9 protein-coding genes and 1 CRISPR repeat array are annotated in these 13,309 nt (G+C 57.9%); of the genes, 6 read left to right on the top strand and 3 right to left on the bottom strand.

Annotation, left to right across the window (positions count from 1 at the left end):
- Nucleotides 1–11 precede the first annotated feature (11 nt).
- The 6 genes from B5F98_RS03520 to B5F98_RS03495 all read left to right on the top strand — a co-directional run bounded on the left by B5F98_RS03520 (nt 12) and on the right by B5F98_RS03495 (nt 7,084).
- Nucleotides 12–875 (top strand): energy-coupling factor transporter ATPase, encoded by an 864-nt coding sequence (locus B5F98_RS03520; protein ID WP_087369636.1) that lies wholly within the window; start codon nt 12–14, stop codon nt 873–875.
- Entirely contained in the window at nt 872–1,678 is an 807-nt protein-coding gene (locus tag B5F98_RS03515; protein ID WP_087369635.1) for an energy-coupling factor transporter transmembrane component T, read from the top strand. The genes B5F98_RS03520 and B5F98_RS03515 overlap by 4 nt, the downstream gene beginning before the upstream one ends.
- 31 nt (nt 1,679–1,709) lie before the next feature.
- Nucleotides 1,710–2,465 (top strand): tRNA pseudouridine(38-40) synthase TruA, encoded by a 756-nt coding sequence (gene truA, locus B5F98_RS03510; protein WP_087369634.1) that lies wholly within the window; start codon nt 1,710–1,712, stop codon nt 2,463–2,465.
- Between the two features lie 48 nt (nt 2,466–2,513).
- The gene (locus B5F98_RS03505) at nt 2,514–3,692 is read left to right on the top strand and encodes a DUF5711 family protein (RefSeq protein WP_087369633.1); all 1,179 of its coding nucleotides are present in this window, start codon (nt 2,514–2,516) and stop codon (nt 3,690–3,692) included.
- A gap of 44 nt (nt 3,693–3,736) precedes the next feature.
- On the top strand, nt 3,737–4,459 hold the full coding sequence (locus B5F98_RS03500) for a CvpA family protein (protein WP_087369632.1): 723 nt from the start codon (nt 3,737–3,739) through the stop codon (nt 4,457–4,459).
- 90 nt (nt 4,460–4,549) lie between these two features.
- The gene (locus B5F98_RS03495; RefSeq protein ID WP_087369631.1) at nt 4,550–7,084 is read left to right on the top strand and encodes an ATP-dependent Clp protease ATP-binding subunit; all 2,535 of its coding nucleotides are present in this window, start codon (nt 4,550–4,552) and stop codon (nt 7,082–7,084) included.
- Between the two features lie 41 nt (nt 7,085–7,125).
- A CRISPR array of direct repeats spans nt 7,126–7,887; the repeat unit is 36 nt; unit sequence GTTTGACTACCATCTAAAACAACACGACTCTCAAAC.
- A gap of 71 nt (nt 7,888–7,958) precedes the next feature.
- On the opposite strand, the gene csn2 is transcribed toward B5F98_RS03495, so the two are convergent.
- The 3 genes from csn2 to cas9 form a co-directional block, all read right to left on the bottom strand.
- Nucleotides 7,959–8,651 (bottom strand): type II-A CRISPR-associated protein Csn2, encoded by a 693-nt coding sequence (gene csn2, locus B5F98_RS03490; protein WP_087369630.1) that lies wholly within the window; start codon nt 8,649–8,651, stop codon nt 7,959–7,961.
- Nucleotides 8,652–8,744: 93 nt separating this feature from the next.
- Nucleotides 8,745–8,954, bottom strand: coding sequence for a hypothetical protein (locus B5F98_RS03485; RefSeq protein ID WP_087369629.1), 210 nt, complete (start codon nt 8,952–8,954; stop codon nt 8,745–8,747).
- The gene (gene cas9 / locus B5F98_RS03480; RefSeq protein WP_087369628.1) at nt 8,951–12,997 is read right to left on the bottom strand and encodes a type II CRISPR RNA-guided endonuclease Cas9; all 4,047 of its coding nucleotides are present in this window, start codon (nt 12,995–12,997) and stop codon (nt 8,951–8,953) included. Before cas9 ends, B5F98_RS03485 begins: the two co-directional genes overlap by 4 nt.
- Nucleotides 12,998–13,309: the final 312 nt, after the last annotated feature.

The raw sequence follows: 13,309 nt of genomic DNA, 5'->3' as shown, positions 1-13,309 counted from the left end.
GGCCCGTATCTATGACGCCTATCATTGAACTCAGACAACTCACCCATATCTATAGTCAAGGCACCCCCTTTGAGCACGTGGCCCTGCAAAACGTGGACCTGACCGTGGCCCCAGGGGAATATCTGGCGGTCATTGGCCGCACCGGCTCGGGCAAATCCACCCTGATGCAGCACCTCAACGGTCTTCTCCGCCCCACCTCGGGGCAGGTGCTCTTTGAGGGAGAGGACATCTGGGGCTCCAAGGAGCGCACCCGTCAGGTGCGCTTCCAGGTGGGCCTGGTGTTCCAGTACCCGGAGTACCAGCTGTTTGAGGAGACGGTGTACCGGGACATTGCCTTCGGCCCCACCAACATGGGGCTGGACCAGGCCGAGGTGGACCGCCGGGTACGGCAGGCCGCCCGCTTTGTGGGCCTGTCCGACCACACCCTGGAAAAGTCCCCCTTTGACCTGTCCGGCGGCCAAAAGCGCCGGGTGGCCATTGCGGGGGTCATCGCCATGGAGCCCAAGGTGCTCATTCTGGACGAGCCCACCGCCGGGCTGGACCCCGCCGGAGCCGCTCAGATTCTGGGCAACATCCGGGCCTACCACCGGGAGAAAAAGGCCGCCATCATTCTGGTGTCCCACTCCATGAACGAGGTGGCCCGGGAGGCCCAGCGGCTGGTGGTGTTCCGGGACGGCACCATTCCCTACTCCGGTACCCCCCAAGAGGTGTTCTCCCACGGGGCCGAGCTGGAGCGGATGGGCCTGGGCGTGCCCGAGATGACCCGGGTGTTCGCCCGGCTGCGGGACATGGGCTACCAGGTCCCCGCCTCGGTGTACACCGTAGAACAGGCCCGGGATGCCATCCTGCTGGCCCGAAAGGGGGCGCAGGCATGAACCTCAAGGACATTACCCTGGGGCAATTTTTCCCCGGCAACTCCTTTCTCCACCGGGTAGACCCCCGCATCAAGCTGGCGGGGCTTCTGGTGTATGTGGTGGCCCTGTTTTTGGCCAACTGGTTTGTCACCTACGGCATCATGCTGGCCCTGCTGGTGTGGGGCTGCGCTGTGGCCCACATCCGGGCCAAAACCCTGCTGGGGGGCATGAAGCCGGTGATTTTCCTGCTGATCTTCACCGCTGTCTTGAACATGTTCTATACCCCCGGCACCCCTCTGGTGTCCTTCTGGGTTTTCACCATCACCTATGAGGGCATTTTACACGCCTTTTTCATGGTGGTACGCATTCTCATGCTCATCTGTGCCACCTTCCTGCTCACCTACACCACCTCCCCCCTGGCCCTCACCGACGGTCTGGAGAGCCTGCTCTCCCCCCTGAAGAAGGTGAAGGTGCCGGTGCACGAGCTGGCCATGATTATGTCCATCGCCCTGCGCTTCATCCCCACTCTCATTGAGGAGACGGACAAGATCATGTCCGCCCAGCGGGCCCGAGGGGCCGACTTCGACTCCGGCGGCCTCATCCGCAAGGCCAAGGCCCTCATTCCCCTGCTGGTGCCCCTGTTCATCTCCGCCTTTCGCCGGGCGGACGAGCTGGCCACCGCCATGGAGTGCCGCTGCTACTGCGGCGGGACGGGCCGTACCCGGATGCGGGAGCTACACCTGCGCCCCGCCGATTGGCTGTTTCTCCTGGGCCTGGTGGTGGTGGCCGTGGCGGTGGGCCTGCTGGCCCACGTGGGTCTATGAGCGCCCCCCATTTTATCTATGAGGTGTTCCTATGCAATCCCGTAACATTGCCCTGCGCCTGAGCTATACCGGCACCGCCTACCACGGCTGGCAGGTGCAGAAAAACGCCGTCTCCGTGGCGGAGACTCTGGAAAAGGCCCTGTCCTTTGTGGTCAATCACCCGGTGAAAGTCACCGGGGCGGGCCGCACCGACGCCGGGGTCCACGCCCGCACCTACGTGGCCAATTTCCGCACCACCTCCGGCATCCCCCTGGAGCGGCTGCCTTTGGCGGTGAATACCCGCCTGCCCGACGACATTGTGGTGTCCAAGGCCACCCTGGTGCCCGATGACTTCAACGCCATCGGCTCCTGTCTGAAAAAAGAATACACCTACCGCATCTACAACTCCCGCATCCGGGACCCCTTCTATGTCAACCGGGTGTGGTTCTACCCCCGCCATCTGGACGAGTCCATTATGGCGGCGGCTGCCGCCCAGTTTGTGGGCACCCACGACTTTGCCGCCGTGCGCTCGGTGGGCACCGAGACCCGCACCACGGTGCGCACCGTCCACTACTTCGACATTGAGCGCAAGGGACAGATCATCGACTGTCGGGTGTGCGCCGACGGCTTTTTGTACAACATGGTCCGGGCCATGGTGGGCACCTGCATCTATGCCGCCGAGGGCAAGCTGGCCCCCGAGGATATCCCGGACATCCTCTCCTCCCGCAACCGCACCTTGGCCGGGCCCACCGCCCCGCCGGACGGGCTGTATATGACCAACCTGTGGTATGACGAGGACGTACTGTGACGATACTCCGGCGCCTGTGTGCGCCGCCGCCTTTTGAGGTATACGATTATGGAAGACACAACGAATAACCAATCCAACACCCAGCCCAAAAAGCCCAAGTTTTTGGTGCGGGTTCTGCTCTTTCTCCTGGCCGTCCTGGTGGTCCTGGGGGCCGTGGCCGTGGTGGTGTTCCGGGATCGGCTGTCCCTGGACAACTTCAAGCGGTGGCTCCACTACCGCTCCCTGGTGCTCAACGACAGCGGCCAGGCCGACTCCTTCCCCCACGACGGCAGCCTGGACGACACCTTCGCCGTGCTGGACGGAGACCTGCTGGTGTGCTCCTCCACCTCCATCTCCCTGTACTCCGGCAGCGGCACCCAGTATGTGGACCTGTCCGTGGACATGGATAACCCCGTGGTGGACACCAACGGCTCTCTGGCTGTGATCTATGACGCCGGGGGCTCCTCCCTGTACGTGCTGGGCCAGCGGGAGGTGATCTGGTCGGCCACCGACCTGACCTCCCTCCTCTCCGCCCACCTCAACCAAAACGGACAGCTCACCGTAGTCAGCCAGACCAGCGGCTACAAGGGTTCTGTGACGGTGTACAGCACCGACTATGAGCCCATGATGAGCGTCAACCTTTCCTCCGCCTATGTCATGGACGCCGCTCTGTCCGACGACGGCCAAACCCTGTCCATCCTCAATGTGGGGCAAACCGACGGCGTGTTTAACTCCACCCTCTCCCTGTACACCCTGAACACCACGGACTCGGGGAACTTTGAGCCCAACCTCACCAGTGATCTGGGCTCCTCGGTGGTTCTGGAGACCCGCCACACCGTCTCCCAGGTCTGGTCCATCTCCGACCAGAACCTGACCCTCACCGACCACGAGGGCAACAACGCCGTCATCGACTGGAACGACATGCACCTCAAGCGCTACTCCCTGGCCGGGGACGGCTTCGCCGTGGCTCTGCTGGCCAAGTACCGGGCAGGCAGCCAGGGCGAGCTGTGGGTGGTCTCCTCCGACGGCTCCCACAAGAGCCTGGAGATCGACCAGCAGGTGCTCTCCCTGTCCGCTGCCGGGCGGTATATCGCCGTGCTCACAGGCAAGCAGCTGAACATCTACACCAAGGACCTGGAGCTGTACGCCACCCTGGACAGCACCCAGGGCGCCCGTCAGGTGCTGCTCATGGAGGACGGCTCTGCCGTGCTCATCTCCGCAGACAGTGCCAGCTTCTACGTGCCTTAAACGAATGAGATTGCCCCTGAGGGCGTATAGTTAAGGAGGATTCCATGACCGCTTATATTTTCGATGCCGCCATCGTCGTTATCCTGGCTTTCTTCGCCTGGCGTGGCGCCAAAAAGGGCCTCATCCTCACCCTGTGCGGACTGCTGGGCCTGTTTCTGGCCTTCTTCGGGGCACAGTTCATCTCCACCCAGTTCCACGGCCCTGTGGCTCACATTATGGAGCCTGCCATCTACCAGGCTATCCGTGGGGCCGAGCCCCAGGGGGAGGAGACCGACTCCGGTGACCCCGGCCTGAGCATTCCCGGCAACATCACCCAGCAGGCGGAGCCCGACTACACCCTGGACCAGCTGCTGGAGTCCATGAAGGAGCAGGGCCTGTTCGCCGGTTTCTCCTACTTCCTGGACCAGGCCAAGAACGAAGCGTCCATCCCCAGTGAGGGCGGGACCACGGTAGCCAGCGCGCTGGCGGACTACCTGGCCAACCTGGTGGCCAAGGCCACCCTGTTCGCCCTGTCCTTCCTGCTCATTCTCCTGATCTGGTTTTTGCTCAGCCACATTCTGGACCTGGCCTTCCACCTGCCCATCCTGGCCACGGTGAACACCGCGGGCGGACTGTTGGCAGGGCTTTTGAAGGCAGTGCTCATCGTCTTTGTGCTGGTGTGGCTGGGTCAGCTGGCGGAGATCATCCCCGCCAACCCCACCACCCCGGTCCTCTCCCTGTTCACCCCCAAGGGACTGGGCGCTCTGTTGGATCGGCTTCTCCTGTGATTTTCAGGGAAATTTCAGATTCTTCATGCCTAGTTCACATTCTTCTGGTAGGGTACCCCAAAAAGGATACCTTCCGAAAGGAGTTTAACCATGCAGCCGACACTTTGTACTCGCTGCCACAAGAACGTGGCAGTGATCTTTATCACGAAAATTGAAAACGGCGAGACCAAACACGAAGGTCTCTGCCTGAAATGCGCCCGGGAACTGGGGCTCAAGCCTGTGGACGATATGATGCAGAAAATGGGCATCTCCGACGAGGACCTGGACTCTCTCTCCCATGAGATGATGTCCGCCTTCGGCGGCGTCGAGGGTCTGGAGCAGCTGGCCCAGGACCGCCCGGAGAACCCCGACGAGGAGGAGGACGAGGGGCGCACCGCCACCTTCCCCTTCCTCAGTAAGCTCTTCGGCTCCCAGCCCCCCCAGGAGGGCTCCGGCCCCCGGGGCGGCAAAGAGGAAAAGCCCTCTGGCCCGCCCAAGCCCCCCAAGCGCAAGTTTTTGGAAAACTACTGCATCTCCCTGACCCGCAAAGCCCAGGAGGGCAAGCTGGACCGCATCGTGGGCCGGGACAATGAGATTCAGCGCACCATTCAGATTCTCAACCGCCGCCAAAAGAACAATCCCTGTCTCATCGGCGAGCCCGGCGTGGGTAAAACCGCTATTGCCGAGGGCCTGGCCCAGAAAATCCAGGACCGGCAGGTGCCCTATAAACTGCTGGACAAAGAGGTGTACCTGCTGGATCTCACCGCTCTGGTGGCAGGCACCCAGTTCCGGGGCCAGTTTGAGAGCCGCATGAAGGGCCTCATTGAGGAGATCCGCAAGCTGGGCAACATCATTCTGGTCATCGACGAGGTGCACTCCATCGTGGGTGCCGGCGACGCCGAGGGCTCCATGAACGCCGCCAACATCCTCAAGCCCGCCCTGTCCCGGGGTGAGATTCAGGTCATCGGCGCCACCACCCTCACCGAGTACCGCAAGTATATCGAAAAGGACACCGCCCTGGAGCGCCGCTTCCAGCCTGTGATGGTGGAGGAGCCCTCCATGGAGGAGGCCACCCAAATCCTTCAGGGCATCGCCCCCTACTATGAGGGCTACCACCACGTGGTCATCACCCCGGACATCTGCCGTCTGGCGGTGTCCATGAGTGAGCGGTACATCACCGACCGCTACCTCCCCGACAAGGCCATCGACCTCATCGACGAGGCCGCCTCGGAGGTCAACCTCCACAACAAGGACCTGGCCCGTATGGCGGAGATCGAGAAGGAGCTGGCCGACTACGCCAAAGAGGTGGACGTGGTGCTGGCCGCCACCGGGGCCGACAATCCCCAAATCCAAGATCTGCAGCAGCAGGAGCAGAAGCTCCAGCGGCAGCGGGACAGCCTGGAAATGGCCATCAGCCGGGACGACAACGAGGCCCCCAACCGGGAGGACCCCGCCTTCCAGACCCGCCAGGAGGAGCGCCGGAGCCAGCTCCAGGACCTGGAGACCAAGCTGTCCCAGGTGACCGCCCAGAAGGAGCAGCTCCAGGAGGAGTGCAACCAGAAGGCCTACCGCCGTCTGGCCGAGCTCAAGAGCCGTCAGGCCCAGCTGAATGCCCAGCTGGAGGAGCTGAAAGCCAAGGGTGACCCCATGCTCACCGTGGCCCATCTGGCCCGTGTGGTGGAGCTGTGGACCAAAATCCCCGCCAGCCAGATTCAGGAGCAGGAGTTTGAGCGTCTGGCCCATCTGGAGGACCGCCTGAAGACCCACATTGTGGGCCAGGACGAGGCGGTGTCCGCCGTGGCCCGGGCCATCCGCCGTGGCCGTGTGGGCATCTCCGCCAAGCGCAAGCCCGTGTCCTTTATCTTCGTGGGCTCCACGGGTGTGGGCAAGACCGAGCTGGTGAAACAGCTGGCTGCCGACCTGTTCGACTCCCCCGAGTCTCTCATCCGTCTGGACATGTCCGAGTTTATGGAAAAGCACGCCGTCAGCCGCATCATCGGCTCTCCCCCGGGCTATGTGGGCTATGACGACGCCGGACAGCTCACCGAGAAAATCCGCCGCAAGCCCTACTCGGTCATCCTCTTTGACGAGATCGAGAAGGCCCACCCCGACGTGCTCAACGTGCTGCTGCAAATCCTGGACGACGGCCATATCTCGGACGCCCACGGCAAGGTGGTCAACTTCGAGAACACCGTCATCGTCATGACCTCCAACGCCGGCAGCAACGTCAAGGGCGGCTCTCTGGGCTTTGACCGCTCCCCCACCCAGTTGGCCAAGGACAAGGCCATGAAGGGCCTGGAGTCCTTCCTGCGCCCTGAGTTCATCAACCGGGTGGACGAGATTATCTGCTTCAACCAGCTCTCTCAGGAGAACTTCCAGGAGATCGCCAAGATCATGCTGGGTGAGCTCAGCCAGGTGCTGCGCAACAAGGGCATCACCTTCACCTACGACCAGAGCGTGCTGGACTACCTGGTGGACACCTCCTTCTCCCCCGTCTACGGCGCCCGCAACCTGCGCCGCCAGATTCAGAAGGATTTGGAGGACGCCATCGCCACCCTGCTCATCGACCACTACGACCAGCCCATTGTGGCCCTGGACGTCAAGTGTGTGGAGGGCAAGGTGGTGCTGACACCTACGTTCCAATAAAGTGAAAACCTGCGTGCAGCGAAAAGGCTGCACGCAGGTTTTTTCCCCTTGCATCTAAGACAACACGACTCTCAAACTCTGATGTTGGAGTGACGGACCACTCCCGTGTTTGACTACCATCTAAAACAACACGACTCTCAAACACAGTGTCCTTTGTCCAGCTGGAGCAGACCGTTTGACTACCATCTAAAACAACACGACTCTCAAACCTCGGCCCTTTGTAAGTTTTCCATGGCCTCGTTTGACTACCATCTAAAACAACACGACTCTCAAACAGACGCTCCCCAGAGTCCTGTCCCCTCCAGGTTTGACTACCATCTAAAACAACACGACTCTCAAACGGCTGATGGCATGGGCGGTGATGTCGTCCGGTTTGACTACCATCTAAAACAACACGACTCTCAAACTCCTTTGCGGTGCGCTCATTCTCGCTCTTGGTTTGACTACCATCTAAAACAACACGACTCTCAAACCGATATGAGCGACATGATGTAGGCGCTGAGGTTTGACTACCATCTAAAACAACACGACTCTCAAACCCATGCAGTCCTTCAAGGAGTCCGGCCAAAGTTTGACTACCATCTAAAACAACACGACTCTCAAACTCTATGAGGCAGAGGGGAAGGACTACGTGCGTTTGACTACCATCTAAAACAACACGACTCTCAAACTGTCCTGAGTCTCCTGGAATTCTTTGGAGGGTTTGACTACCATCTAAAACAACACGACTCTCAAACGGCAACAACCGTGTATGCGAGAAAGCGTGTGTTTGACTACCATCTAAAACAACACGACTCTCAAACCTCAAATGAGAGTGTACGCCACGACATTGCGCTGTGTTGTTTTAGATGGTTTTCTCTTGACCAATTCTATTTTACGGGATTTCTCCCGGGGAATCAACCCTTAACTCGCAGCCATCGTGATCTATGATGCACCACTGCTCCTGGGGCTGTGGAGGGCACTGGTGTGGTTCCAACACCAGGACATTCCACTTCTCATAAAGGGCCATCTGGTAAAACTGCTCCAACTCCTGCCGGGAAAAGTACAGGTGCATCCCCACCAACAGGACACAGGGCCTGGGCATCAGTTGATGGTACAGCTCCAGGTATTGGGTCAAGCGCTCCAGCGGAGACACACCATCCAGCACCGGCTGAAATTTCAACCCTTTGAGCAGAGGCCACACGGCATCCCCCTCCTCATATTCCACGGGAACCGGAATTTGGGACGCCAAACGGGCCAGATAGCCCTGAATGCTCTGCTGGAGATGTGTACTTTCCACCTCCAGTTCCTCCCACATCAGAGAGTGTACCAGTGTCTGAAAGCGATGGTGCAGCTTCCGGTCCTCCAGAGAGAGGTGGAGAAGGTCGCTGACCACCAGCAGGTGCTGGCCGCAGTCCAACACCTCGTCCTGGCAAGAGAGCACCCAGTTTCCCTCCTCCCCTTGGCTCTGACCGGATAAATCCAACACCCATTGACGAAAGAGCTGGGGAGACTCCACTGCCAGCACCGGGACCCGGTTCCGTCCCAATTCCAACGGGCGGGACAGCAAAGGGTGCATCAGCTTCATAAAATCACCAGCATTCTGCGAAACTGGTTGTAGCTGCGCCGCTGGGCCGATGTGCCCACAGGCAGGTCAAAAAACACGATCACCCGCATAAATCTACCACTCATATTCCACCCATGTGATTTCTGACACATCGCCACCCTGCAGCGCCCGAAACAGGCTGGCGCAGTACAGATGCAGGGCGTAGAGCAGATACTGCCTCTTGCCATCTACCCGTACTTCCCGGTTCAGAAGCTGCAAAAGTGCAATTTTTTCTTCCTTTTCAAATCTGTCCGGAGCGGTGTCCACCACCACCCGCCAGCTCATACGCGCAGCAGATCCACGGTCTGCTCATAGAAGCCAGTGACAGACTGATTTATGATAGTAAATTGCTTTGTCTTTTTTGGATTTACCATATTGGAGGTCCGAATTCTTCCCTTATTTTTTGGCCCACCTATCAAACTAATATCTATATCAGTCGCTCTATTTCTAAATAATATGAGAATTTGGATGAGCAGACGACACTGGTCTGCCTCCCTCAGGTCAACAAATGCTTCTCGTTTGTCCCTAAACACTTTTGCAATCGAGTCATATTGCACAGAGTACAGATGATTTTCCAGCTTTGACAGAAGCACATCATATAGTAAAACATTTTTGGCTTTTGTAATCCCGTCGAACTGGGTCAGCTCCAGCTCCCGCCCCGCCACTTTGCACCGCTCCAGATATTTGACAATGCCTTTGATGTACTGCTGCCATGTGGGCTCAATGACCAGTTGATTGGCATTCTTATAGATAATTTGACTGCCTGTTCGGCCGGAGATGTGCATACGGAACCCGTCAAAGGCCACCAGGGCGTTGATCTTGATGCAAGGAACCAGAATGCGTGGTTCGTGCAGCTTCAAAATATCCGTGCAGTACCCAATAGGATCTCGCTCATATCGCTCCCGGTACATGGTAAAAATGGGCTCAAGCGTCACCACGCTTTTCTTTTTTGGTGTATGCCGAACCGCAAAAAAAGCGCAAGTCTTGATTCCAGTATAATACCCGTACCGTTGTACATCTGCCAATCTATCATCTGTACTTTTTATGCTGAGTTCGTACTCTCCTGCCTCTCTCGCTTTTCTTATTGTCTGCTTATACAGTCCCCCCATCTCCATAGCCGCCCGCCGGGTAAAGAGAATGTTGTTCTTGGCCATCGTGCGGCGCACCGTTTGGATGCTCTCCCCCGCCTTCCAGGCCACCTCTCCTCCCCGTTGAACGTCAAAGTCAAACATTCGGTTGAGGCTATACCGGTTGTCCTTCTCCCGCAGGAAATTGGCAGGGCTGCGGGTAAATTTCACATGGTAGACGTTGCCCACCACAATGTTGAGGTAGGCATCCTTGGCGTGGTGGAAGTCGTTGACCTCCCGGCACTTGACAAACAAGGGATCCTGGGGATAGGCTTTTCCCTTGCATTCCCCCGCCTGGATGGACTGTCCGTCCGGGGTGATCCGCTGATCCTGGCGGAACTGGGCGACGTTCCCCGCCTTGACATACACCACCTCGGTGGACGCCCCAAAGGTCTGCTCCAACAGCTGGGCCACAATTTTACTGGACTGCCGGGTCTCCACCAGTTGGCGGGCAATGAAGCCGGACAGCTCTTGCGCGTCAAATCCGGTGGCACGTGTCAGCCGCTGATACTTTTTCTCGCTGATCAATCCCTTCCCCTTGAGCATGGTCCAAAAGGCCCGCATATGCTCCCGTATCTCACCGCTGATGGGATAGGTATCTCCCTTCTTGCTGTTGAGCTCCCGGCGCACCAGCACCCGGTTTTCCAGGCTGTCATCCTTGGTCTTGCTCTGGGGGTAGATGTGGTCGATGTCATAGCGAGAGTCCAGCTCCGCAATGGAGATCACATCCCCGCTGTACATACACCTTCCCATCTGGGTGTAGTACAGATACAGCTTGTCCCGGCGTAAATTTCCCTCCGGCTCCCCTTGCAGCTGCTCAAAGAGCGGACTGCTCTCCTCTCCGCACTTCTGATACAGTTCCACCAACTGCGCCTTTCGCGACTTGGGTACCTTCCCCTTTTTGTCCTTCTCCTCCCCCCGGGCCATCTCCACAAACACCCGGGCGGGTGGGTCACCCATGATTTTGGCGATCTCCCGCACAATGGCCATGGTCTGGTCAATGCCCCGCTTGATGCCGGGAGAGGCGTAACACTCCGCCAGATACTCCTTCAAGGTCTGGCTGTGTTCCGCCTGCTTGCGCTTGCGGTACTCCTCCACCTGCTGGGCAAAGGTATACCGCCCGCTGAGCAGCTGCATCAAATTTTCATTGCTGTTCCACAGCAGATCCATGATGGAGAACGCCTCCCCGGTGTTCTGGTCCACATGGAACAGCTGGGTGAGAAATTGTCGGGACAACCTGCCCCAACCGGAGCATTTCACACCCAACACCTGCTTTTGTTCCTGGGGGGTGAGTTTGTCCCCATATGTCTTGTCCAGCCAGCCCCGCAGCAGCTTCTTATCCTCCCCAAACAACACTTTATAGCGGATGATCTCTTCCACCATCTCCGCTCCGCCGTCACGGCTCAGCAACCAGCCAAATTGCCGCCAGGGGGCTAAAGTCGCTTGGAAATCGCCGGCCAGGCCACTGATGGTGTCCTCTTGGGTCATACCATGGTGGACCATGAGGTACTTTTTCACCCCCGCCTGGGTCACCTTCCGCCCTTTCCCAAACAAATTGGTATAGATGTCCTGTTTCAGCTTCACCGAAATGGGTTTTCCGTTGATACGCAGGTTATTCAGCTCGTTGAGCACCATAAAGCGGCTATACAGCAGAGAGTCCTTGGGCAGCACATCCTCCCCAATGTAGGTGCACTTGGCGGTCATGCGGGTAATAAAGTGTTCCCTGCACTGTTCCAGATCCACCACCTGGTCAAAGTTCCAGGGATAAATCTTCTCCCCGCTGCGCACCACCCAGCTGTGAGGGCCGCCGGATTGCAGGGGGCCCACATAGTAGGGAATGCGGAAGGCAAACATACGCACAATGCGCTCGGCCACCGTCAGGCCGCTTTCATCTCGCTGGGACAAAAAAGGCAGATATCCCTGGGCATTGGCCAAAATCTTCTCCAGCTCCATCTGATGAAGCTGATGGGGAATCACCCCATTGTCCTTGCTGGTGGGTTTGCGCAGAAAGTCCCGCCGCTCCAACCGGGCATAGATCTCCTTGGTGGTCTCGTCGGCGTCCTTCCACCCCTTCATCTTGCCTAACACATACTTGCAGAAGGTATCGTAATCGCACCGACTGCTCTTGCAGTCCTTCCCCACATACGAGGGGTAGTTCCCCTCTCTGGTCCCATGGAACATCTCACGGCAGCAGTCCTCTCCGCCGTACCGTTTCACCACCTCTTTCAGCTGCTCCAGCTGGTGCCGGTGGTTTTCGTAGACTTTTACCTTGGCAAACGAGAGGTATTGCTCCCCATCCCGCATCTTTTCCAGCAATGCCCAGTCATACACCTCTTTGGCGGCCAACACCAGTTCGATGCGATCACCCACAGCGGCCAGCAAAGGGCCCTCTACCCCATCAAAGTCATCTTCCAAACTCAATTTCTGGAGTTCCTCCGAGGACACCTCCTCCCCATATAGCGCGGATAAACTCACCTTGCTGCCCGTCAATAACTCCACCACAGAGGTGGTTGTGGTTTTCTCTTTGCTCAACCCGAATAGCTCCAGCAGTTTTGCCTTCTTGGCAGTCTTACGTATTTTGTGATCCAGAAGGATCTCCCGCACCTCTCCCAAACGCTGGGTAGACAGAGGATCCGCCTCTTCCCGCTCCAAAGCCCCATTGAGCCGTTCCACCCCCTTGTCCAGGGAGATGGCGTCCAGAGACATATCTCCATAGAGAAAATGGCCTCGATTTTTCAGAATATGATGGATGGCCAGGTAGACCAGGCGCACATCATGGGGCTGCTGGGACAAGATCAATTCTTTTCTCAGGTGGTAGATGGTGGGATAGGTATGGTGGTAGTCCCAATCCGTAAAGGACTTGTCCCCAAACAGGGTATATTTCCCCAGAGGTACCTCCCCCCGCTTATCCTCCTCCCAGAATCGGCTCTCCTCCATGCGCTGGAAAAAGCCCGGGTCCACCTCTCCCACCGCCTGGGCAAACTGCTCTTGCAGCCAATCCAGACGCTGACGCCGCCGCTGGATACGCCGCCGGGCCACCCGAAAGCCTCGCCGGTCCCGGGCACTCTGCGCCTCATCAAACAGCCGCACTCCCCATAAGGCTTTCCCGTGTACTTTCTTGATCTGATACTGGGTGTCGGTGACGGCCCACCCCACCGACTCGGTGCCAATATCCAGGCCTACATAATACTGCTCCTTCATTTTCTCCCACTTCTTTCTAAAAAGATTGACAACCGAAGGTGAATGAACTATACTACAAAGCGTCTAGACTACCATCTATGACAACACGACAGGTTCAAATACGGCTTTGCCAAACCCGCCAGCTCGACTGGCCTCACAGTGTGTGAGCGAGAAGTCCACGTTTGTGGACTTCTTTTTCTTTTTATCACAGTCAAAGTACAATATATTGTACTTTTTACGTATATTTTTCTGTTATTTTTTCTATCATACCATATAACTTCTTCCATTTCCATAGGTTTCAAAAAAAGGATGCAGTCCTGGGCGGACTGCATC

Source organism: Pseudoflavonifractor sp. An44 (assembly GCF_002161675.1).
Taxonomy (GTDB): Bacteria; Bacillota; Clostridia; order Oscillospirales; family Oscillospiraceae; genus Enterenecus; species Enterenecus faecium.
The sequence above is the reverse complement of the archived record's forward strand: the minus strand, read 5'-3'. Positions and strand labels throughout refer to the sequence as shown.

Excerpts from the sequence above, each read along its gene's own strand:
- B5F98_RS03500 (WP_087369632.1), top strand. The coding sequence starts at position 3,737 with ATGACCGCTTATATTTTCGATGCCGCCATCGTCGTTATCCTGGCTTTC.
- truA (WP_087369634.1), top strand. The coding sequence starts at position 1,710 with ATGCAATCCCGTAACATTGCCCTGCGCCTGAGCTATACCGGCACCGCC.
- B5F98_RS03495 (WP_087369631.1), top strand. The coding sequence starts at position 4,550 with ATGCAGCCGACACTTTGTACTCGCTGCCACAAGAACGTGGCAGTGATC.
- B5F98_RS03515 (WP_087369635.1), top strand. The coding sequence starts at position 872 with ATGAACCTCAAGGACATTACCCTGGGGCAATTTTTCCCCGGCAACTCC.
- B5F98_RS03505 (WP_087369633.1), top strand. The coding sequence starts at position 2,514 with ATGGAAGACACAACGAATAACCAATCCAACACCCAGCCCAAAAAGCCC.
- B5F98_RS03520 (WP_087369636.1), top strand. The coding sequence starts at position 12 with ATGACGCCTATCATTGAACTCAGACAACTCACCCATATCTATAGTCAA.
- cas9 (WP_087369628.1), bottom strand. The coding sequence starts at position 12,997 with ATGAAGGAGCAGTATTATGTAGGCCTGGATATTGGCACCGAGTCGGTG.
- B5F98_RS03485 (WP_087369629.1), bottom strand. The coding sequence starts at position 8,954 with ATGAGCTGGCGGGTGGTGGTGGACACCGCTCCGGACAGATTTGAAAAG.
- csn2 (WP_087369630.1), bottom strand. The coding sequence starts at position 8,651 with ATGAAGCTGATGCACCCTTTGCTGTCCCGCCCGTTGGAATTGGGACGG.